General features: G+C 67.1%; 17 protein-coding genes, 1 tRNA gene and 1 other RNA gene. 11 read left to right on the top strand and 8 right to left on the bottom strand.

The genetic code is table 11. The features are described 5' to 3' along the window. Positions 1-13: 13 nt before the first annotated feature. The gene (locus ARGLB_RS02345; RefSeq protein ID WP_003798472.1) at positions 14-688 is read right to left on the bottom strand and encodes a LytR C-terminal domain-containing protein; all 675 of its coding nucleotides are present in this window, start codon (positions 686-688) and stop codon (positions 14-16) included. Then, on the bottom strand, positions 681-980 hold the full coding sequence (locus tag ARGLB_RS02340; RefSeq protein WP_043417724.1) for a type II toxin-antitoxin system VapB family antitoxin: 300 nt from the start codon (positions 978-980) through the stop codon (positions 681-683). Before ARGLB_RS02340 ends, ARGLB_RS02345 begins: the two co-directional genes overlap by 8 nt. 148 nt (positions 981-1128) lie before the next feature. Between ARGLB_RS02340 and ARGLB_RS02335 the strand changes: the two genes are divergently transcribed. Together ARGLB_RS02335 and ARGLB_RS02330 are read left to right on the top strand one after the other, a co-directional pair. Next, positions 1129-2058 carry a Cof-type HAD-IIB family hydrolase gene (locus ARGLB_RS02335; RefSeq protein WP_003798467.1) on the top strand — a complete coding sequence of 310 codons (930 nt, stop codon included), beginning with the start codon at positions 1129-1131 and terminating at the stop codon, positions 2056-2058. 139 nt (positions 2059-2197) lie between these two features. Further along, complete coding sequence (locus ARGLB_RS02330; RefSeq protein WP_003798465.1) at positions 2198-3784, top strand: stealth family protein; 1587 nt, start codon at positions 2198-2200, stop codon at positions 3782-3784. A gap of 80 nt (positions 3785-3864) precedes the next feature. Here ARGLB_RS02330 and ARGLB_RS02325 read toward each other — a convergent pair whose 3' ends face one another. Both ARGLB_RS02325 and ARGLB_RS02320 read right to left on the bottom strand, forming a co-directional pair. Then, positions 3865-4776 (bottom strand): phosphodiesterase, encoded by a 912-nt coding sequence (locus ARGLB_RS02325; protein ID WP_003798464.1) that lies wholly within the window; start codon positions 4774-4776, stop codon positions 3865-3867. Positions 4777-5370: 594 nt separating this feature from the next. Continuing rightward, the gene (locus ARGLB_RS02320; RefSeq protein ID WP_003798462.1) at positions 5371-6915 is read right to left on the bottom strand and encodes a M23 family metallopeptidase; all 1545 of its coding nucleotides are present in this window, start codon (positions 6913-6915) and stop codon (positions 5371-5373) included. A 159-nt stretch (positions 6916-7074) separates the two neighbouring features. On the opposite strand from ARGLB_RS02320, the gene ARGLB_RS02315 reads away from it, so the two are divergent. Then, the gene (locus ARGLB_RS02315; protein ID WP_003798460.1) at positions 7075-7983 is read left to right on the top strand and encodes an oxygenase MpaB family protein; all 909 of its coding nucleotides are present in this window, start codon (positions 7075-7077) and stop codon (positions 7981-7983) included. Between the two features lie 67 nt (positions 7984-8050). Here ARGLB_RS02315 and ARGLB_RS02310 read toward each other — a convergent pair. Further along, a tRNA-Ser gene (locus ARGLB_RS02310) sits at positions 8051-8138 on the bottom strand. Positions 8139-8214: 76 nt separating this feature from the next. On the opposite strand from ARGLB_RS02310, the gene ARGLB_RS02305 reads away from it, so the two are divergent. From ARGLB_RS02305 to ARGLB_RS02290, 5 genes are all read left to right on the top strand, one after another. Further along, the gene (locus ARGLB_RS02305; RefSeq protein WP_003798458.1) at positions 8215-8538 is read left to right on the top strand and encodes a YqfO family protein; all 324 of its coding nucleotides are present in this window, start codon (positions 8215-8217) and stop codon (positions 8536-8538) included. Positions 8539-8610: 72 nt separating this feature from the next. Next, positions 8611-8707, top strand: an RNA gene (ffs, locus tag ARGLB_RS22600) — signal recognition particle sRNA small type. Positions 8708-8739: 32 nt separating this feature from the next. Beyond that, entirely contained in the window at positions 8740-12399 is a 3660-nt protein-coding gene (locus tag ARGLB_RS02300; protein WP_003798456.1) for a DNA polymerase III subunit gamma and tau, read from the top strand. Between the two features lie 130 nt (positions 12400-12529). Next, positions 12530-13129 (top strand): recombination mediator RecR, encoded by a 600-nt coding sequence (gene recR, locus ARGLB_RS02295; RefSeq protein WP_003798454.1) that lies wholly within the window; start codon positions 12530-12532, stop codon positions 13127-13129. A gap of 115 nt (positions 13130-13244) precedes the next feature. Continuing rightward, positions 13245-14603, top strand: coding sequence for an aspartate kinase (locus ARGLB_RS02290; RefSeq protein WP_003798452.1), 1359 nt, complete (start codon positions 13245-13247; stop codon positions 14601-14603). Positions 14604-14721: 118 nt separating this feature from the next. On the opposite strand, the gene ARGLB_RS02285 is transcribed toward ARGLB_RS02290, so the two are convergent. The 3 genes from ARGLB_RS02285 to ARGLB_RS02275 all read right to left on the bottom strand — a co-directional run bounded on the left by ARGLB_RS02285 (position 14722) and on the right by ARGLB_RS02275 (position 17927). Then, the gene (locus ARGLB_RS02285) at positions 14722-14907 is read right to left on the bottom strand and encodes a hypothetical protein (protein WP_245531457.1); all 186 of its coding nucleotides are present in this window, start codon (positions 14905-14907) and stop codon (positions 14722-14724) included. Between the two features lie 159 nt (positions 14908-15066). Continuing rightward, complete coding sequence (locus ARGLB_RS02280; RefSeq protein WP_373279082.1) at positions 15067-15261, bottom strand: hypothetical protein; 195 nt, start codon at positions 15259-15261, stop codon at positions 15067-15069. Positions 15262-15482: 221 nt separating this feature from the next. Next, entirely contained in the window at positions 15483-17927 is a 2445-nt protein-coding gene (locus tag ARGLB_RS02275; RefSeq protein WP_003798446.1) for a S8 family peptidase, read from the bottom strand. A gap of 241 nt (positions 17928-18168) precedes the next feature. Here ARGLB_RS02275 and ARGLB_RS24270 point away from each other — a divergent pair, with 241 nt between their 5' ends. From ARGLB_RS24270 to ARGLB_RS02260, 3 genes are read left to right on the top strand one after another with little or no spacing between them, the layout of a single operon-like run. Further along, a complete protein-coding gene (locus ARGLB_RS24270; protein WP_003798445.1) occupies positions 18169-18801 on the top strand; it encodes an SSI family serine proteinase inhibitor in 633 nt (210 codons plus the stop codon). A gap of 4 nt (positions 18802-18805) precedes the next feature. Then, on the top strand, positions 18806-19762 hold the full coding sequence (locus ARGLB_RS02265) for a hypothetical protein (RefSeq protein ID WP_003798443.1): 957 nt from the start codon (positions 18806-18808) through the stop codon (positions 19760-19762). Further along, positions 19759-20157 (top strand): hypothetical protein, encoded by a 399-nt coding sequence (locus ARGLB_RS02260; protein WP_003798441.1) that lies wholly within the window; start codon positions 19759-19761, stop codon positions 20155-20157. The genes ARGLB_RS02265 and ARGLB_RS02260 overlap by 4 nt, the downstream gene beginning before the upstream one ends. Positions 20158-20333: the final 176 nt, after the last annotated feature.

The raw sequence follows: 20333 nt of genomic DNA, 5'->3' as shown, positions 1-20333 counted from the left end.
CCGGCGCTGAACATCAGGGCTTGGCGCCCTGGGTGGGCATGACAGGCCACTGCGAGTCGTCGGCCACGCGCCGGCTTTCACGCGGGCAGCTGAGCTGGCCGGGCGTCTGGTCAACAAGCTGCGGCTTGACCAGGCCGCGGTAGTCGCTGGTCAGGATCACATCCACGCTGGCATCCTTGCGCCCGTCCTGGAAATAATCGGAGCCCGGCAGGTTCCGCTGCACGGTGAAAGCCGCCGACTGTCCGGCAGCACCCGAGACGATTGCCGCCACGCCGCGGTATCCGGTCTGGGTGTTGGCCACGTTGCCAACAACAAACTTCCGGGCTTTGAATTCATTGGCTGCCGCCTTGGCCAGGCCGTTGCGGCTCGTGGCGTTGAGGACGTTCACCTTCACCTTGGCCGGCGGAGTGTAGTCGAAGGTTGTGGCGGGGCAGACGGAGGAGTTCTCCTGCGCCTGGATGGCGGACGGAAACTTGATCTGCCCGCTCATCACACCCATAGCCCCCATGACTCCTGCGAAAATGAGGCCCAGCAGCAGCACGAGCACCACACCGTGCAGGATCCGGCGGCGGAGCCGGCCGGGGTTCTCCGCATGTTCGTCGTCGTCGACGAACGTGGCCCTGAGCTCGGGGCCGGTAATGACGCGGTGACCGTGGAGAACGGTCAGGTCTTTGGGTTTTCTAGCCATCGATCACGAGCACCCTTGCATGTATGGCGGTGCGCTGGTGGAGTGCCGTCCTTACCGCCCGGTGCAGGCCATCCTCCAGGTAGAGGGTGCCCTGGTACTGCACCACGTGGGGAAACAGGTCGCCAAAGAAAGTGGAGTCCTCGGCAAGGAGCGCTTCAAGGTCCAGGGTCCGCTTGGTGGTCACAAGTTCATCCAGCCGCACGGGACGGGGCGGAAGCGCCGCCCAGTCTTTGGGGGTACTGAAACCATGGTCGGGGTAAGGGCGTCCCTCGCCCACAGCTTTGAATATCACCCTGCAAGCGTAAGCAACTGGCCGGTTCTAGGGAATGTGGAATCAGCGCGCCGCGGAAGGTTGTAGCCAAACAGTAACTATGTGTCACATGCTGGCCGCGACCCGCTGTGCGGGCGGTTTGGCCGGTGCCGGCTGACAGAATGGAGCCATGACTGCACCTTCAGCGAACCCCGCCACCGGGTTCGGCCCCCACACTCCGTCGGCACCCGCCCTGGCCCTTCTCCTGGACGTCGACGGCCCTGTCGCCAGCCCGGTGACCAGGGATGTGAAACCGGAAATCATTGCCGATCTGGTGGCCCTCGCGAACGCCGGAATACCGGTCATCTTCAACACCGGGCGCTCGGATGCGTTCATCCGCGAGCAGGTCATGGCGCCCATGATCGCAGCCGGAATGCCCGGCGGAACCCTGATCCACGCCATCTGCGAAAAGGGCGCCGTGTGGTTCAGCTACACCGCTGCCGGCCCCGGCCCCATCCACGTGGACCACGAGCTTGCCGTGCCGGCGGCCTACGGCGACGATATCCGGCGCATGGTGGCTGAGGACTACGCGTCCCACATGTTCTTCGATGAAACCAAGCGCGCCATGGTGTCGGTGGAGCAGCACATCGAGGTGCCCAACAGTGAATACCTCGCCGAGCAGAAGCTGTTTGATGCCGAGGCGCTGGAGCTCATGGAACGCCACGGTTTCGGCGTCGTACGGCTGGAGCACCACGCGCCGAACTCCGACGACGAGATCGACTACCGCGTGGACCCCACCATCATTTCCACGGACATTGAGTCCGTCCGGCTGGGCAAGGACCTTGGCGCGAGCCGCGCGGTGGAGCTGCTGGCGGCCCAGGGAATCACCCCGCAGGCCTGGCGGACGGTGGGCGATTCCCGCACCGACTACGCCATGGCCGACTGGCTGCACCACAACGACCACGCCGTGAAACACGTCGACGTCCGCCCCGCGGACGGCGTCCCGGCCAAGCCCTATAACGTTCTCACCGCCGCCGACCTTGGCCTGCCGGAAACGGTCATTCACGACGACGCCGGGGCAGCGTTCCTGGCGGGTTGGCGTCAGGCGCTGCTGGGCTAAGCCCGCTGCCGCGGCACAGGGGGCGGGGCCTAGAGGCCCGGCCCACCACCAAGCCGCCTGCCCGGCAAGTTTTACCGGCAGGACTATCATGCAAGTAAGACTTCACCCCTAGCAGCTTGGGAGAAACACCATTACCGACGTGACTGTTCAGGATGACATCTACTACGGCGGTCAGGCATCCGAGGACGTACCCGCACTCGCGGAAGCAACGTCGCCGGCGGCTGTGGCGCGCCTCAAGCACCGCCCCGACGTCGTTCGCCGGTCAGGCCGCTATGCGCTGATCAACGACACACGGACGCCCTACCAGGCCATGGTCGAGGACCTGCTCTTCCTGCGGAATGTGCTGGACGGGGCCGGGCTGGATTACCTGCTGGTGCGGGGCAACAACGACCGTCCGGTGGTCGCCCTCGACTGGAAGGACCGCAAGAAGCTGCGGTCCGCCCTCGTTGACGCCTGCCGGAGCGAGCCGTTCTACTCCATGACCGTGGACGCGAAGAAGAAGACGTCCGTCCTGGTGGCCGACGGCGAACTCTCCGTCAACCGGCAGGCACGCATCTTCCGGCTGTACCGCCCGCGGGTGGAGCCCAACGGCGGCTTCGAATTCGGGGCCTCCGCCGGCGTCCAGGTGGAGCTGTGGAGCTTCCTGGGCAACGAAGTAATCCTGCCGATCGAGAACTCCCTGACCCGCCGCACCATGATGGCGCACGATGCCGTCCGCGGAACGGTTGAGCGGTATGGGCACACCTGGCCCACCATCGAGAACATGTTCGCTGACCACGCGAGCGATATCAGCTTTGATATCGACATGGTCTTCTCCTGGGTGGACGGCACCTCCCCGGAGTACATCGCCGCCCGGCGTGCCCGGATGGCGGGAGCCGTCCTTGGCGAAGGCGATGACCACGAGGCGCGCTACCGGCAAATCAACGAGCTCAAGTACGCGCTCCGGTCGGTGTACATGTTCGCACCGTGGGTCCGCCGCATCTTCATCGCGACGGACTCCCCCGCGCCGGAATGGCTGGCTGACCACCCGTCCGTCACCATTGTCCGGAGCGAGGAGTTCTTCGCCGACCCGTCGGTGCTGCCCACGCACAACTCGCAGGCCGTGGAGTGCCAGCTGCACCACATCGAGGGCCTCTCCGAGCACTTCCTGTACTCCAACGATGACATGTTCTTCGGGCGGCCTGTGGGGCCGGACATGTTCTTCACTCCGGGTGGCATCACCAAGTTCATCGAGGCGGAGACCCGCATCGGCCTCGGCGACAACGACGCCGAACGCAGCGGCTTCGAAAACGCGGCGCGGGTCAACCGCAAACTGCTCTGGAACCGCTTCGGCCGGATCACCACCCGCCACCTGGAGCACACGGCGGCACCGCTGCGGCGCAGCCTGGTTGCCCAGATGGAGCAGGAGTTCCCCGCGGAGTTCGCGAAGACTGCCGCCAGCACGTTCAGGGCCGCGGACAACATCTCCGTCACGAATTCCTTCTACCACTACTACGCGCTGCTGACCGGGCGGGCCGTCACCCAGACGGCAGCCAAGGTACGCTACGTGGACACCACACTCCGGTCGGGACTGAAGTACCTGCCCAAGCTGCTGACCAAGCGCAACATGGACTTCTTCTGCCTCAATGACGGCAGTTTCCCGGAGGTTCCGGCCGGCGAACGTGCGGAGCTGGTTACGGACTTCCTGGAGAAGTACTTCCCGATCAAGGCGCCCTGGGAAAAGTAGGCGTCACAATGCAGAAACCCCGCCGGATCAGGCTCCGGCGGGGTTTCCGTGTGTACTGACGCTGCTTCCGCGTGAGCCCTCTATTTCCGCGTGAGCATCGGGCGTTTGGCCCCTTCCGGGATGCGGATTCCGGCTGCTGCCAGGCGCCGTTCCGTTTCCTCCGGGCTGACATACTCGCCCACAGTCGGAGTTGCGCCCAGCGGCACCACTGAATGCACCACCGTGTGCTCATAAACGTGCACCAGGTTGAAGGCCTGTCCGCCGTCGCGGCCGCGCGTGCCGCCTACCGGAACGTTCAGGTCCTGGGTGTAGCACGTCGCCGAGGCCACGGACACAGGGATGCCGGCGAAGCTCGCCGTCGTGGAGTAATGCAGGTGGCCGGCAAGGATGCTGCGCACATCCGAGTTGCGCACCACGGCCGCCAGGGACGCTTGGTCGCGGAGCTCCACCAGCACCGACAGGTCCAGCACCGACGGAACCGGCGGATGGTGCAGGGCCAGGATCGTGCCGTCCGGCGCGGGGGTCTCCAGCTGCCCGGCGAGCCAGTCCAGTTGGTTGTCGCTGAGTTCGCCGTGGTGGTATCCGGGCACGGACGTGTCCATGGTGATGACCCGCAGCCCGTTGACGTAGTAGCTGTGGTCGACGGGGTCGTCGTTGCCGTGCTGGTCGAACAGGCCCGCGCGGAAGTTGGCGCGGTTGTCGTGATTGCCCATGGCCCAGATGACCTGGGCGCCGAGGTCCCGGCATGCGGGCTCCACGACAGCGCGGAGCTTGGCATAGGCCTCGGGGTCGCCCTTGTCCGCCAGGTCGCCGGTGAAAATTACGGCTTCCGGGCGCGCGCCGGAGGCCTGAACCTCATCGAAGAGCTGGATCAGGCGGGCTTCGCTGTCAACTGCGCCGTAGAGGGGGTCCGGACCTCCCAACAGATGGGTGTCACTCAGGTGGAGTAGAAAATGGCGTGGCCGGGGATGCTCGGCCTCGATGAGCTCCATTGCTGCCTTCGCGGTAGTTAGGAAGCGGGCGCCTCCTGTGTCCCTCTCAGTACGTTCCATCCAACCAGATAAAAAGCGAACTAGGGGGAAACGGGAGTTGGCATGTTGAAAAATTACAACACCGCCACTGCTTTCAGGCTACCTTCCTCGCTTTCGTTTCCTCGCTCGGTCATCACCCGATGACCGCTCCATTAGTTGCCGCATTGTTGGGTTTGCCGCATTCCGCCGAACCTGACGGACAGTGGGCTATGCGCCCGGCAGCTTCGCCGCAGAGAAGCAGGGGGAACTCCCCCGGACAGTTCCGGGCGGAATGCTCTTCCGGAAAGTGCCCGGCTTACCGGTACAGCCTGTACAGCCGTCGTCGGCGGACGCATCCGCCGCCGGCACTGCATCGCCCGGAGGGCAGCCGAAACCCGGGTGCGTTCCGTCGGGTGTCGGCGGAATCTTTTGGAGGAAAGTCACATCGTGCTCTCTCGCCGGGTGCATGGCTGTCTTTAATGACAACGGCTTTGGCCTCTGTTGCATTCCCTGGACCTCCTCACCACGTGGCGTTCCCGGTGAGCGGACAGCCCGACGTCGGCTGCCCGCCACCGTTTAGGGCGCCGCCGTGGACTCCGCTGTCGGAACAGCTTCTGCTGTGGCATTCGCTGGTGCCGCGGCGGCATCCCCGGTTGGTGCGGCGCTTGGCGAAGTCGCGGTTGCCGGTTCCGACGTGGGAACTGGCGCCGGTGCCGGCGCGGCCGGAACCGTGGTTACGGGGTCCGCCGGAGTGGGGACCGGATCCGGCACAGGCGCCGGAGCGGGCTCGACGGGGGCAACATCCGTAGGGGCAGGTGTGGAACTCGTGATCGGCGCGGAGGGTTCGACCGGCTCGGTGGGTGCCGGCGGCACGGACTCGGTGGGCGCTGGCTCCGCCGGCGGCGTGGTGGGAGCCGGGTCAGCCGGAGCCGGGTCCGCCGGCGGCGTGGTGGGTGTCGGGGTGGGGGTCGGCGTCGGGGTGGGGGTGGGGGTCGGCGTCGGGGTGGGGGTCGGCGTCGGGGTGGGCTTGGGCTTGGCCGGCGCGGGAGGCTTCGGCGACGTCGGCTTGGGGCTTGCCGTAACAGTCGGAGTCGCCGTCGGGCTGGAGGTCGCTGGACGGGACGAGGTGGAACCGGAGGTCGACGAGCTGGCAACCAGGGTGGTTCCCGCCGAGGCTGACGGACCGCTGCGCGGGTTAGCCACGGCGGCTGCGGTGACCGGCGTCAGGCCGTCGTCAGTGTTGCCCGGCCCGCTGTTGCCGGGAATGTTGGGGATGGCCCACGCGTACGTGTTGGCGGCGCCGCCTTCGTAGCTGGTATATACGGCAGGTGTCAGCTGGTCGGTCTGCCGGATGGGCAGCAGGGTCCACTTCATCGGGTCCTGATGCTGACCGTCCTTGATCACCTCGAAATGCAGGTGGCAGCCCGTGGAGGATCCGGTGGTGCCCACCTCCGCAATGATCTCGCCTACCCGCACATGGTCGCCCTTTTCGACGGCGATGCCCTGCAGGTGGTTGTACGTGGTGATCAGGCCATTGCCGTGGTCAATTTCCACCCTGTTGCCGCCGCCCCAGGGATGCCATCCGGCAGCCCGGACCACGCCGGCGTCGGCAGCGTAGACGCGGGTGCCGCAGGCGGCGGCGTAGTCCTGGCCCCAGTGAAACTCTCCAGCTTCGCCGGTGATCGGGCTGTGCCGCAGGCCGAACGGGGAACTGGGAGTCAGCACCTCCAGGGGTGCCATGAGGAAGCCCGCCCCGGGCCGCTTCAGCGCGCTGGAAGCCACACCGGGAGATTTGGGGGTGCCCGTCTTGGTTGCCTTGACGGCGGTATTCGACACGGTGCGTCCGGTGGGAGCCTTCGCCGGGGCGGCGATGCCGGAGCCGCTGATCGGGTACCCGGGCGGGGTGGTGTCTGGATCAAGGAGCTCCGGCCCGACAACTCCCGAGGGAGGAGCAACCGGGACGGCAGCACCCACGGGCTGCTGGATCGTGGCGGCGGGCCCCTGGAACCCGAAGGAAAAGACGGAGAAGCCGACAACCACCGCCGCGGATAGGCTCCGCAGGGCGGTCCGTCCCGGGCCGGTCACCCCCGGTGCGTGCTTGTGTCCCCCATTATTTGCCACAGAATTCTCCTGGTTCAGTACCCGCCAAACTCCTATCTCGACGAGCGTGTCCTCCATTGTGGCCACAGGCCAAAGCAGGGCGGTACCCCTAAAACTGGGGGGCCAGCGCGTGCAGTGTCATAGGCTTAACCGGCCGGCCTTGGCGCGCGAGAATGAAACATGGGTACTTTCCTGACGGAATGGCAGGCGGAACTGAAGCGCACGCTGACAGGCAGCCCGGATGCGCTGCCGGACTGGTCCCGGAAGTTTGCCCAGGGTGACGACCCCGGGTATTTCCTCCCCGGCTCTGCGGTCTGGGCCGTCCATGGCGGCGTGGCGACCATCGTTGGCGGCATCCGGTCCCTGCTGATGCAGACACTGCACCCCGCAGTCCTCGCCGGCGTCCACGACCATTCGAATTTCCGCGAGGATACGCTGGGCAGGCTGGCCCGGACCACGGCGTGGATCCACGCCCTCACGTACGGATCCACGGCTGAAGCCCAGGCGGCAACGGGCAGGGTGGGCCGGCTGCATGAGTCCGTCAACGGCGAGTACGTCGACGGCGGCGGCAACGTCCGGCAGTACTCCGCCAACGATCCTGAACTGCTCCGCTGGGTGCACATCACGTTCACGGATTCGTTCCTCCGCGCTCATGAGCTGTGGGGCGGCCCCATCCCGGGAGGCCCGGATGCCTACGTGCGCGAATGGGCTCAGGCGGGCAGGCTCATGGGCGTGGAGTTTCCGCCAGAGAGCAAGGCCGCCCTCAACCGGGAGCTTGGGGAATGGCTCGGCGGAGGCACTCTTCGCTGCGACGAACGGGTGGCCGAAACAGTCGCCTTCATCAGGAATCCGCCCCTGCATCCGCTGCTGAAACCGGGTTACCGAGTGCTTTTCGAGGCCGCCGTCCTGAGCTTGGAGCCTGGCTACCGCCGGCTGCTTGGGCTGCGCACTGCCCGGCTGGGCCCCCTGCCGCTGCCGGTGAGGGCGGCCGCCAGGGTGACTCTCGCCGTCGTACGCAGCGCACTGGGCCCGGCCAGCCCCAGCCAGCTAGCCGCGCGCGAACGGCTCCAGAGGCTGGGCGTAACCTAACCCCGCCCGTACTCAACGCAGGAAACAGAAAACCCGGCCCTGACAATGTCAGAACCGGGTTTTCCGATGGCGGAGAATGGGGGATTTGAACCCCCGAGGGCGTTAACCCAACACGCGTTCCAGGCGTGCGCCATAGGCCGCTAGGCGAATTCTCCAGCTGCTCTTGAACCAAAAGCAGATACTAGAATACCTGAACTTTCCGGCATCTCCCAATCGGCCGAAAATGGTGCCATGGTCCAGCTGCATTCACTCGTGGTTTACGTCCCCGAATCCCATGCCGAGGCGGTGCTCACCGCCATTGGAGATGCCGGCGCAGGCAGGCTGGGTGACTACTCACACTGCTCCTTCACGTCGCCGGGCACTGGACGGTTTACCCCCTTGCCCGGAGCCCGCCCCTACATCGGCACCGCCGGCGAGCCAGAGGAGGTTTCCGAAATCCGGATCGAGTGCATCGTGGAAGCGGACGTGCTCGACGCCGTTGTGCAGGGATTGCGGCGGGCCCACCCCTACGAGGAGCCGGCGTTCATGAGCTGGCCCGTGAACGGGCACCGCTAAGACGACGGCGGCACCCGCCACCGCCCCACCGGAGCCGATTCGAGCCACGCCCAAAGTTCGGGTAAAGTATCTGACGGCCCCTCATGTGGCGTCATCCTGTTGAACTCCCCCAGGACCGGAAGGTAGCAAGGGTAGATGGGCTCTGGCGGGTGCATGAGGGGTCTCTTATTTAATGTCAGTCCCTATAGGTAGGTTTTCCCTGTGACTGTTACAACTGCCCTTTACCGCAGGTACCGCCCGGACTCGTTCGCGGACGTTATCGGGCAGGAACACGTCACGGAGCCGCTGATGACGGCGCTGCGCAAGAACCGTGTGAACCACGCCTACCTTTTCTCCGGCCCGCGCGGCTGCGGCAAGACCACCTCTGCGCGCATCCTGGCGCGTTGCCTCAACTGCGCGAAGGGCCCCACGGACACCCCGTGCGGCGTCTGCCCCAGCTGCGTCGAACTCGCCCGCGGCGGCGCCGGCTCCCTCGACGTCATCGAGATCGACGCCGCCAGCCACGGCGGCGTGGATGACGCCCGCGACCTCCGGGAACGCGCCACCTACGCTCCGGTGCGGGACCGCTACAAGATCTTCATCATTGACGAAGCCCACATGGTCACCTCGGCGGGCTTCAACGCCCTGCTGAAAATCGTCGAAGAGCCGCCGGAACACATCAAGTTCATCTTCGCCACCACCGAGCCGGACAAGGTCATCGGAACCATCCGCTCCCGCACGCACCACTACCCCTTCCGGCTCGTACCGCCGGAACCGCTCATGGCCTACCTCGAGCAGCTCTGCCAGCAGGAAAACGTCCCGGTGGCCCCCGGCGTGCTGTCGCTGGTGATCCGTGCGGGTGCGGGGTCCGTGCGGGACTCGCTGTCCGTGCTGGACCAGCTCATGGCAGGCGCCGGACCCAATGGCCTCGATTACGAACTCGCCGTGGCACTCCTCGGGTACACACACGCCTCGCTACTGGACGACGTCGTCGAGGCCATCGCCGCTTCCGATGCTGCCACGGTCTTCCGCGCCGTGGACCGCGTCATCCAGACGGGGCACGACCCCCGCCGCTTCGTGGAGGATCTCCTCGAACGCTTCCGCGACCTCATCATCGTGCAGGCCATGCCGGAAAGCGCACAGGCCATCCTCCGCGGCATGCCGGCCGACCAGATCGCACGGATGCAAAGCCAGGCACACAATCTCGGCGCAGCCGAGCTGTCCCGCGCCGCCGACGTCACGAACACCGCGCTGACAGAGATGACGGGTGCCACGTCGCCGCGGCTGCACCTGGAACTGCTCTGCGCCCGCATCCTGCTGCCCAGTTCCGAGCAGACCGAACGCGGCATCGCCGCCAGGATCGACCGCGTGGAGCGGCGCCTGAACTATGGAGGGTCCGACGCCGGTGCTCCCGCCGCGGGTGCGCCGGCCGTGCCGGCGCCTGCCGCAGCCGGGCCCGCTGTTTCCCCTGCTGCCACGTCGGCCCCTGCTCCCGCTGCGGCTTCACCGGTTTCGCCTGCCCCGGCAGAGGCGGCTCCGGCGTCCACGCCAACGCCGCCCGCTCCGGCTCCGGCCCAGGCTCCGGCGCAGAGCGGGCCGCGGGTGGGCCCACCCAGCATCCAGGACGCACCAGCGGCACAGGACGCACCCGGACGGGAAGCCCTGGCAGCACCGCGGATCACCACGGGTGACTGGCCCATGGATGACGCCGCCGCACGCGACCGCCGCCCGGCGCCGGAGTCACCCGACGGCCAGGGCCGGGAGTCCGTGCCACAGCGTCCCGCGGCTTCGCAGGCACCGGAGTCCGCCCCGCGGCCTGAACCGGCCCAGCGCCAACAGGCCCCAAGCCCCGAGCCGGTGGCGGCGCAGGCGGCACCTTCGGCCCCCGCTCCGCAGTCCCGCGCCCAAGCCCCGTCGAACACAGCCCCTTCGAGCACAGCCTCTGCCGGTGCAGCCCCGGCCGGTGGGCATGCCGACGTGGAGGTACTCCGCCGCGCCTGGCCCGAGGTCCTGCAGACCCTGGCAAGAATCAAGCGGAGCACATGGGCGCTCGTGGAGCCCAATGCCCAGGTCGGCCAGTTTGACGGCCAGGTCCTGACGCTCATCTTCACCACCTCCGGGCTGGCCGGAGCCTTCGGCAGGGCCGACCACTCCGAGAATCTGCGCCAGGCCATCCACAAAACCATCGGCATCGACTGCCAGATCACCGCCGTGGCAGGCGCCGGCAGCTCAGCGAGCTCTGAGCCAAACCCAAAAGCGCCTACTAGCCGGGACATTCCGGCTACCACCACCGACGCAGATTGGGGCCTGGCACCCGCTGGTGGCCCCGGGCAGCCGGAGCCCGCCGCGGCCCGCCCTGCTGCAACAGGCGCGGCTCCGGAGTCGCCGGATTCGGCCACCGCGCCCGCCGCCGGGCATGTCCTTCCCTCTTCGCCGGAGGCCCCGGCGGTTTCCGCGCCGCTGGGGTCCGGACCAACCATCACGGCGCCCCGGTCGGACATCGAAGCACCCGCCGGCATCGGAGGCGCTGCTGGCACATCAACCACCACCGCACCCGCTGCCCCCGCCGTGCCTGTCGGCGTCGGAAGCGCTGCTGGGGCATCCGGCCATGCACCGTCCGTGTCGTCCCGGCAACCCGTCGCACAGCCGGCGGCCACGGAACCGGCGGCATCACACGGCCCCGTTGCCCGTGGGCCGCAGCAGCACGCCGGCGACTATTCCTATCCGGATGACGACTGGGGCCCTCCGCTCGACGAGGACGCACCTCCGCTGGAAGAAGAGCCTCCCATGGATTGGGAGCCGTCGCGCCGGTGGCAGAGCAGCCCTGCGCCATCGCCTGCACCGGAGATAACGGGGCCCGAGATACAGTCGCCGAAGATTCAGGCGCCGGAAGTAACCCGGCCTGTCAGGTCCGCACCGTCGGCTGCGCAGACCCCTGCAAATACTGCCGCGCCGGCACAGGCGCAGCGCCAGCCTGCTCCGGACACTTCGGCTGATCCGTGGTCCCGCGCTGTCGAGCAGACACCTGGCGTGTGGGCTCTCGCTTCCGAAAGCAATGTGGGCAAATACCCCGGAGCAGCTGCCAATGGGCGCGACGAGGAGTCAACCGGGTCGGCCGCACCGGTGTACCCGCCGGCCGCCGCCCAGCCGCCGCACCCTGGCGGTCCCGTCACCGAAGGCCAGCCGTCCACCGGGCCGGGTGGAACTGCGCCGGCTGGAACTGTGCAGGGTGAACCTGAGCAGGGTGGATCTGAGCCGGGTTGGAGCGCCCCGGGTGATGGCGCCCCGGGTGATGGCGCCCCGGGTTGGAGCGCCCCTGCTGAGAACGGACCGGAAACTGCCGAGCGCGGCGCCTCTGAGCTCGAGCGCGCCTACGCCATGGCATCCGCCCCGGCAGCTGCCAGCCACGATTACGGTGCACCCACCACCCAGGGCGTCCGCCCACCCGCCGTGACTGCAGCCGCCGACGCCGTCCCGGTCCGGGTTCCCGTATTCGCACCCGGCCCCGGACCCGCAGTCCAGCCCGGACCAGCAGTCCAGCCAGGACCAGCAGTTAATGCGGGACCGTCAGTCCAGGCGGGACCCTCGGTTGCGGCTGCCCGTGCCACCGCACCGGCACCTGCACCGGAGACTCCCGCCAGAGGCAAGCTGAGCCTCTACCAGAGGCTCTCCAACAGCCCGGAGGCCGAGGCAGGCCGGGCCAAGGCGCCAGCGCGGAGCCTCGAGGAACCGGCACAATACGTGCAGGACATCCCCAGCGCGGATGACGAAACCATTGAGGAGTCGGGCGTCTTTGGCCGTGCCGCCGTCGAGCGTATTCTGGGCGGAAAGCTCATCGAAGAACGGTCGCTGGACGGCAGCCCCCTGATGCCCCGGTTCTAGCCGGCGGCACCGGCCCTGAAGCGGCTCCCGCCCGAGGCGAGGACCCGGGGGCCGGGCAGGCCGCCCCGCGACGTCCCGGTGCCCCGTCTGGTGGCACCGGCCATCTTTCAACCAAGCAATCGAGGAAAAAGTGTACGAGGGTGCAGTTCAGGAGCTGATCGACGAGCTCGGACGCCTTCCCGGTGTGGGACCGAAGTCCGCGCAGCGCTTGGCGTTCCACATCCTGGAGGCAGACCCCCAGGACATGAAGCGGCTGGTGGAGGCCATCACCACCGTCAAGGAGCGGGTCAAGTTCTGCGCCGCGTGCGGCAACGTGACCGAGCAGGAACTGTGCAACATTTGCCGGGATCCGAGGCGGGATCCCGCCGTCATCTGCGTCGTGGAGGAGTCCAAGGACGTGCTGGCCGTGGAGCGCACCCGCTCATTCCGGGGCCGTTACCACGTGCTCGGAGGCGCCATCAACCCCATTGCCGGCGTCGGCCCGGAGCAGCTCCGGATCCGCGAGCTCCTCAACCGGCTCAGTGACGGCGCCGTCCAGGAGATCATCATCGCCACCGACCCGAATCTTGAGGGTGAGGCCACCGCCACCTATCTGGCGCGCATGCTGCAGTCCATCGGGATCGCGGTCACCCGTCTCGCGTCCGGGCTGCCCGTGGGCGGCGACCTTGAGTACGCGGATGAAGTCACCCTGGGCAGGGCCTTCGAGGGCCGCCGGAATGCCCTCAGCTGACAGTAAGGGTCACAATTCCACAGCGGGCGGACCACAGCGATAAACTGGGTAGGCCGCCGTGCCACAAGGCCGCCTGGCCTCCAGAACTCCAATTTGATCCAGTGAGGGTGCACGCATGAGTATGCCCAGTACCGATGTGAAAACCGAACCGCAGCCGCAGGAGCTGCCCGCAGATGCTGCTGTCACCACGCAGCTCATTGTGCAGAAGTTCGGCGGCTCCTCGGTGGCTGACGCTGACGGCATCAAGCGCGTGGCCCGGCGCGTGGTCGACGCCCAGAAGGCCGGCAACGAAGTCGTCGTCGTCGTCTCCGCCATGGGTGACACCACCGACGAGCTCCTTGACCTAGCCGCCCAGGTCACCGACTCAGCCCCGGCCCGCGAGATGGACATGCTCCTCTCCGCCGGTGAGCGCATCTCCATGGCCCTGCTGGCCATGGCCATCAACAAGTTCGGTGCGTCCGCGCAATCCTTCACGGGTTCCCAGGCCGGCATGATCACGGACGGAATCCACGGCAAAGCCCGGATCATCGACGTCGACCCGCACCGCATCCGCACTGCCCTGGACAAGGGGCACATTGCCATCGTCGCCGGTTTCCAGGGCATGAGCCGCTCCACCAACGAGATCACCACCCTCGGCCGTGGCGGTTCGGACACTACGGCGGTGGCCCTCGCCGCCGCCCTCGAGGCAGACGTCTGCGAGATCTACACCGACGTTGACGGCATCTACACCGCGGACCCCCGCGTCGTTCCGTCAGCGCAGAAAATCGACCGCATCTCCAGCGAGGAGATGCTGGAGCTGGCCGCCTCCGGCGCCAAGATCCTCCACCTCCGGTGCGTCGAATATGCCCGGCGGTTCGGCGTGCCGCTGCACGTCCGTTCCTCATTCAGCCAGAACGAAGGCACCTGGGTCCTGCCCGGCGCCGATGACAAGATCACGACTCAAGAGGGAGTTGCCTTGGAGCAGCCAATCATCTCCGGTGTTGCACACGACCGCTCGGAAGCAAAGGTCACCGTCGTCGGTGTTCCGGACATCCCCGGCAAGGCTGCCGCGATCTTCCAGGTCATCGCGGACGCGCACTCGAACATTGACATGATCGTCCAGAACGTTTCCACGCACGGCACCGGCAGGACCGACATCTCCTTCACGCTGCCCATCGTCGAGGGCGCCGATGCCCTTGCCGCCCTCCGTGCCGCGCAGGCCGAGATCGGTTTCGAAAGCATCGAGTACAACGAGCAGATCGGCAAGCTGTCACTGATCGGCGCCGGCATGCGCTCCCACCCGGGCGTTTCGGCCACGTTCTTCAAGGCCCTGTCCGCCGCAGGCATCAACATCAACATGATCTCCACTTCGGAAATCCGCATTTCCGTGGTGACCCACGCTGACCTGCTCGATGACGCTGTCCGCGCCATCCACAAGGCATTCGACCTGGACAGCGAAGCTGTTGCCACCGTCTACGGCGGCACCGGCCGCTAGGCCGCCTGCCCCAGCGCCGTCAGAGACAGCGAGTCAGAGGCAGCGCTGACATAGCCAGCGCAGAAAGAAGCCCGGTGCGTTCACGCACCGGGCTTCTTCGGCTTGAATAAAGGCGCTGTCACTTTTCCAGGTCGCTCTTACGGACAGCATAGTGGTGCCCGTCCGAGTCGGTCTCGACTTCGAACTGGGCCAAATCATCTTCGGAAGCATGCTCATAATCGTCATGCAGGTGAACCACCGGCGCAGCTGAATCGCCTACGGCGGCAGGGCCGAATACGAACCGGAGCCTGTCCGTCAGGTTCATAAAGCCACTGAGCACATGTGCCACAAGTCCCACCCCCTTCCCTGCTTGAAGGCGTCAGAGCGTCTGCCCTTCGGGTTGCCAGTGCCCTTATTTTACGCCGGGACCCCGAAAAAGAACCCGGCCGGCAGTAGTCCGACCGGCGAAATGATCCAGCGGCTGCTAGCGCAGGGACTTATCGTCGGGGTTGCGGGGCACAACGTATGTGCTGCCGTCCGGGCGCGTGACCGTTTCCCACTGCTGCGTCTCGGCCTCACGCTGGGCGAGCAGTTTGCGGTTCTCCTCGGTCATGTCGTGGACCAGCGAACTCCTGTTGGCGGGTCCAAAAACCGCCCTGAGCTTGCCGGTTGCCCGCATGAACCGCTGCGCGCCGTTCTCTTTTGCCACGGTATCCACTCCATTTCGAGACTAGTGCCACTACCAATGATACCGAACGATTCGTGCACTAACGATCTGGGTCCCTGTTCGCCGCCCCGCCCGGCGCTAGGCCGGGAGAAGCACGACGCCGGGACCCACCACAAGCGGTGAGTCCCGGCGTCGTCCGCCCCCAGGTCAGCGGCGCTCCCAGATCAGCGGCGCTATGCCACCGGCCGCACCGCCACCGGTGACCGGACGGTGTTGTCGCCCGACGTCCACGTCAGGGATCCGGTGGAGTATGCGTTCAGCGGCGCCCCTGCGGTGGTGAACGTAATCGTGAACGTGGCGCTTTCACCCTCGGCCAGCGTCACTTCTGCCGGGCTGACGGTGGCGGTGATGCCTGGAAGGGTGATCGCTGCCCGGTAGGTTCCCGCCGTCACCGCCGTGACCGACCGCGTGACGGTCTGGCTGCCGGACATGGCGCCCAGTGCCACCGAGGGGAGGTTGACGTCCTTGGCTGCGATGGGGGCGACACCAAGGTCGATTCCCTGTCCCTGGAGGAAGCCCATCCAGTCTCCGATGCCGGCGTCGTAAACGAGCCCCGGGGAGTCGAACCGGGCCGGATCGACGTGGCCGGCGCCTTGGGCAAAGACGTCATGCACGTCGGTGCCGGTCGCGTTGACCAGGTCATAGGCCGTGGTCATGATGGCGGATTTCACGGCCGCCGGGGACCACTGCGGGTTCTTGCCCAGGAGCAGCGCACCAGAGCCGGCGATGTGCGGCGACGCCATGGACGTGCCGGACAGGAAACCGAAGTCCTCGCCGTTGAAGCCGACCGGCGAAACGGCGGCCAGCACTGCCACACCCGGAGCCGTCACGTCAGGCTTGAGCAGGTCCCCGTCTGCTGCCAGGGTGGGCCCCCGTGAGGAGAATTCCGCAATCTGCGGCACGGGCGGGGGTTCGGCCCCCGTGGTGTCGGTCGCCTTGAGGTTTGCCGTCATGCCCGGGGTCGCCGCTACCAGGTCCTTGATCTTCGGGTCGTCTACGTGGACCGTGGGCACGCTGTGCAGATCGGCGTCGAGCGAGCCGGGCGTCAGGTTGACCAGAACCATGCCCACGCCGCCGGCGCGCTCAACCTCGGCGCTCTTGTCAACGCGTGCCACAACACCGCGGTCGCAGACCACGATCTTGTCTGCAGTTTTTGCCGGGTCCAGGGAGTTCGGCGCGCATAGCGCCGCATCCGTAGCCAGGGCCGCGGCCGCCTTCACGTCCACGGCCAGCACGATCGGCTTGGCGTCCACCTCGCTGCTCATGACGCTGGCACCGGCGAACTTGCTTCCGTCCGACAGTTCAGCGGTTCCGCGGAGCGTGTTGTCGAATGTCGAGGCTGCCACGCTGGTGATCCAGGGGCCGGCGTGGTTGACGGTCGAGGCAGTCGGGCCGGAGTTGCCGGCGGACGCAGCCACGAAGATGCCTGCGGCCGCGGCGTTAAGGAACGCAAGGGAAACGGCATCGACTGTGGAGTTGTTGTTTCCCGAGATGGAGAAGTTCAGCACGTCGACGCCGTCGAGGACGGCATCCTGGATAGCGTTGAGAATGTCTGATTCAACGCACCCGGTGGCCTCCGGAACGGCGCCTTCCCAGCAGACCTTGTAGACGGCAATCTTGGCCGCCGGCGCAACGCCTGAGCTCTTGCCGAAGTCGCGCCCGCCTGCCGTCTGGGTGACGTCGGCGTTTCCGGCCGCGGTGCTGCCGGTGTGGGATCCGTGGCCGTTTACGTCCAGCGGCGAGAACTTCTCACTGGGTGACCGGAATTCCGGAGGAACCGCTGCCTTGTACGCCTTGTCGTAGAACCTGGCGCCGATGACCTTGCTGTTGCATTCCGTGCCGTCGAACGCGTCGCCGGCCACGCAGTCGCCCACGAAGGTCCCGCCGTTGGCCTTGCGCATGGCGATCACGTTGCCCTGGAGGCGGTATGGCACGCCCACGTCCGGGGTGCCGGACAGCGGATCGACGGTGTCCCCGGCGAAGAACGGGTTGTCGGGCGTGTAGCCGGTGTCCAGCATGCCGACCACGATGCCCTTGCCCGCTTCATCTTTGCCGCCGAACTGCTGGTCCCACACGCCGTCGCCGCCGGGCAGTCCGAGGAAGTCCGTGCTTGAGTAATCCGGCTTGCGGATGCTGTCCGGGACCACGGCCAGCACGTCGGTGTCACCGGCGAGCGCCTTCGCCTGGGCGGCGGAGAGAACTGCGCTGAAGGCGTTGAGAGCCAGGGTGTAGCTCCTGTTGATGGTCACGCCCGTGGACGCTGCGGCCTCCCGCTGCTTGGCCTTCAGGTGGGCATCGTACTTGCGCGAGTTGGGGCCGGAGGGGTTCAGCTTCTTCCCCTTCGGCACGGCCGTGCCGGGGATGCCAGGGACGCCGCCGGAGTATGTGGCCAGCGGTTTGTCCTTGAGCATCACGATGTAGTGGCCGTCGTCGAGCGGGGACGCCGCCGGCTGCGCGGCCGCAGGCTGGGCACCGGCTGGCTGCGCCGATGCAGGTGCAGGAGCCGCCGCCGTTGGACCGGCGAGGCCCTGGCCAATGACCATGGCAAGGGCCACGGCGAAGATGGCCGGCAGCCTTCTGCTATGTCCGGGGCGGGTAGTGGATTGCTGAGGGATCATGGGGGATGCCTTCCTTGGTTCAGGACCTGTAGACCTTCGGTCCCACGAACTGGACGCTCTGCCCCCCATGGGCGTCATCACTATGTGGTTATGCCGCGCACCCGTTGATGTCAGAAAGATACCGCGGACGCCCGCAAGAATCGATACCCTTCCGTTAGCAATTGCCGGGTACCGTTATCCGCCTGTACCGGACGGCCCGGGGCCCCGACGGTAGAATGGGAAAAACTTGAGGAGACCCGGCATGCGCAAGCAACTGATTTCTGTGCTGCTCGCCCTCGCGGCGACGGGCGGTCTCGCGGCCTGCACCCCGAGCACCGGACCCGGCCAGCCTTCAGCCACCCCCGGGACCACCACCGGCTCGCCGGGGACCGAATCCCCGGGCACCGAAACCCCCGGCACCCAGACTCCGGGCACTGGAACCCCCGGCACCCCCAGTACCCCGGCGCCCGGCTCTACACCGCCCGACGCCGAAACGACAGTCCCAGCGCCCGCACCCCCTGCCGCTTCTCCCCTGCCGTCCGGCCCCGGCGCCGGCGATGCCGAACTGTCCATCACTGTCAAAGCGTCCAAGGACGGCAAGGCCGTCAACTACACGCTGGTCTGCAAAGACGGCGCGCCGATGGCGGAAAGCCAGCACCCCAACGCTGCCGCAGGCTGCACGGCTCTGAAGAACAATGCAGCCATCGTGAACCCCGCTGCTCCGCCCAAGGGCATCTCCTGCACGCAGCAGTACGGCGGGCCGCAGGTGGCCACCGTGACCGGCGAAGTCAATGGCACCCCGGTGGAGACCTCCTTCGCCCTGCGGGACGGCTGCCAGATCGGTGCCTGGAACGCCGCCAAGGACATCCTCGGCGCTGCAGGCGGGGCGCTTTAGCACTGTGGCAGGCACTGCTTTGACGATCCCCGTTGCCAGGGTCCTCTCCCCCGCCGACTGGAGGGAACGGGAAACCGCCCACGTGCGCAGGGTGCGCCGCTACGCCGATCCCTACCTTGCCCGGCGCTCCGCGGGACGGAAGCATCCCGTGGAGGACTTCCTCTTCACGTACTACACGCAAAAGCCAGGCCAGCTGCTGCGCTGGCATCCCGGGGACGGCGTGGTCCTCTCCGGGACGGAGGCTGCCGCCCGCAGGGACTGGAAATACTACACAGCGCTCGACGGCGGTGAGCTTGCCAGCGTGGGCCTCCCGGCGGGCAGCACCGCGGTGGCGTTCGATCGGGAGGCATTCCTGGCCGAACGGCGCGACGCGCTCCTGTTTGCCCGGATCATCCTGGCCGGAACAGCCGCGCGGCCCGCGCAGTTCGGCTGCTTCGGCCTGCATGAGTGGGCCATGGTCTACCGGCAGGAGAAGTTCGAGCTGCGCCACGAGTACCTCAAGCTGCGGCTGGGCGGCGCGGGCACGGACAAGGTGGTTGAGGACAACAGGATCCGCTGCTCCCACTTCGACGCGTTCCGGTTCTACACACCCGACGCCGTGCCCCTGAACGAGCTGTCGCCCAGCCGGGAGAACCAGCGCACCATGGAGCAGCCCGGGTGCCTGCACGCCAACATGGACCTCTACAAGTGGGCGTACAAGCTCTCGCCGGCCCTGCCGAGCGAACTCGTGATGGACTGCTTCGAGCTGTCGTGGCGGGTACGGGCCATGGACATGCAGGCCTCCCCCTATGACCTCACAGACTGGGGCTACCCGGCCATTCCGATTGAGACCCCCGACGGCAAGGCGGCTTATGTGGAGCAGCAGCGGGCCTTCTCGGCCGAGGCCCAGAAGCTGCGCGGCCGGCTGATGGCCGCCCTCGCACCGCTCCTCGACAGCCTCGGGACGGAGGACGAACGGTGAGCGACACACCTGCCTCCCCGCCACGGGACCCCGGCCTGACTCCGGACCCGGACGTCGAACTGACCGTCATCCTCACCCACTCGCCCGGCGGCCCGGAACACGTCTTTGCCCTCGTCAGCCGTTCCGGCCAGGTGGTGGAATCGACACTGCCGGATCCGGCGGCGGCGATTGCCGCCGTCGGCCGCTTCGGCGAACGGATCTTTTTCCCCGAACCCGGCCCGCCCAAGCTGTGCACCCAGCAGTACGGCGGCCCCCAGGTTGCGGTGGTCACCGGCACCTTCAACGGCCGCGCCGTGAACTCCCGGTTTTCCCTGACGGACGGCTGTGAAATTGCGCGCTGGCGGGCGCTGTCCCCGCTGCTGGGCGGAGTGGCCGGGTCCACGGGCGCCATCTGAGCTGCCAGGACTTTGCGAGCTTCCCAACGCGCCGTCCACGAAGAGTTTTTGTCCACCTATCGTCACTTGCGGGGCGATTAGCGCCCCTTGTCTGTACAAAGACTCCAGCCAAATGCAGCGAAGGCCGGCGGGACCCTGGCATTGTGTGCCACGCCCGCCGGCCTTCGGTGTGGGGT

Source organism: Arthrobacter globiformis NBRC 12137 (genome assembly GCF_000238915.1).
Lineage (GTDB): Bacteria > Actinomycetota > Actinomycetes > Actinomycetales > Micrococcaceae > Arthrobacter > Arthrobacter globiformis.
The sequence above is the reverse complement of the archived record's forward strand: the minus strand, read 5'-3'. Positions and strand labels throughout refer to the sequence as shown.

Bases quoted from the DNA above. Each gene is read 5' to 3' on its own strand.
- ARGLB_RS02325 (WP_003798464.1), bottom strand. From the start codon at position 4,776: ATGGAGCTCATCGAGGCCGAGCATCCCCGGCCACGCCATTTTCTACTC.
- ARGLB_RS02280 (WP_373279082.1), bottom strand. From the start codon at position 15,261: ATGCGGGCAACCGGCAAGCTCAGGGCGGTTTTTGGACCCGCCAACAGG.
- ARGLB_RS02305 (WP_003798458.1), top strand. From the start codon at position 8,215: ATGGTCCAGCTGCATTCACTCGTGGTTTACGTCCCCGAATCCCATGCC.
- ARGLB_RS02345 (WP_003798472.1), bottom strand. From the start codon at position 688: ATGGCTAGAAAACCCAAAGACCTGACCGTTCTCCACGGTCACCGCGTC.
- ARGLB_RS02315 (WP_003798460.1), top strand. From the start codon at position 7,075: ATGGGTACTTTCCTGACGGAATGGCAGGCGGAACTGAAGCGCACGCTG.
- ARGLB_RS02275 (WP_003798446.1), bottom strand. From the start codon at position 17,927: ATGATCCCTCAGCAATCCACTACCCGCCCCGGACATAGCAGAAGGCTG.
- ARGLB_RS02335 (WP_003798467.1), top strand. From the start codon at position 1,129: ATGACTGCACCTTCAGCGAACCCCGCCACCGGGTTCGGCCCCCACACT.
- ARGLB_RS02285 (WP_245531457.1), bottom strand. From the start codon at position 14,907: ATGAACCTGACGGACAGGCTCCGGTTCGTATTCGGCCCTGCCGCCGTA.
- ARGLB_RS02290 (WP_003798452.1), top strand. From the start codon at position 13,245: ATGAGTATGCCCAGTACCGATGTGAAAACCGAACCGCAGCCGCAGGAG.
- ARGLB_RS24270 (WP_003798445.1), top strand. From the start codon at position 18,169: ATGCGCAAGCAACTGATTTCTGTGCTGCTCGCCCTCGCGGCGACGGGC.